This is a genomic window from Bartonella sp. AP150HLJHH, from assembly GCF_042196385.1.
Classification (GTDB): domain Bacteria; phylum Pseudomonadota; class Alphaproteobacteria; order Rhizobiales; family Rhizobiaceae; genus Bartonella.
Map to the genome: position 1 here is coordinate 1 of NZ_JBHIQC010000147.1, position 562 is coordinate 562.

Annotated in this window: 1 pseudogene; it reads right to left on the reverse strand. The window is 31.0% G+C overall.

The annotated features are described in order from the left end of the window. Positions 1 to 154, reverse strand: a pseudogene (locus ACFING_RS10150) (type ISP restriction/modification enzyme); the annotation flags it as partial. Positions 155 to 562: the final 408 nt, after the last annotated feature.

A 562-nucleotide genomic window follows, 5' to 3' on the forward strand; every position in this document is an offset into this window, starting at 1 on the left:
GGCAATTCTTTGCATAAATTATCAGCATAACGGGTGCGATAATCTTCTGAATGCAAAAGACCGTAAACATAATAAAACAGATCATCTTTAGTGTTTTTTCATTGGGATAAACGGCTTTTAAATATGCTAATTCTTCATTAGTTATAGCATTACGCATTTTCTTTTTTTCTTATTTTAGTAATAAGCTATCGTCATACTATTTTTCTTATCAAGCGATAATAATGGAGTGTTTTTTGTTGTCTCTAATATGTAACAGTTCCAATAAATTTGGTATATTCTATGAATAAGAGTCTTTACTTGAAGCTCAAGATTATATTACATGCAACACCTTAAAATTAAGAAGCATATATAGCATATGATTGTCATTTAACAGTGTAATTATACAAGCTTCAAAAGTGGGGGAAATGATATGGTTTGCACAACTAATAAAGCAGGCGTATACAGTGCAGTCTATGCTTTTCTCTTAGATGTTATAAGTATTACTCTCATCAAAAAATTAAAAAATTGTTACGCGGTTGGCGATTTTTTCTGTGACGCTGATGATGGGGGTCATTTTGTTGCT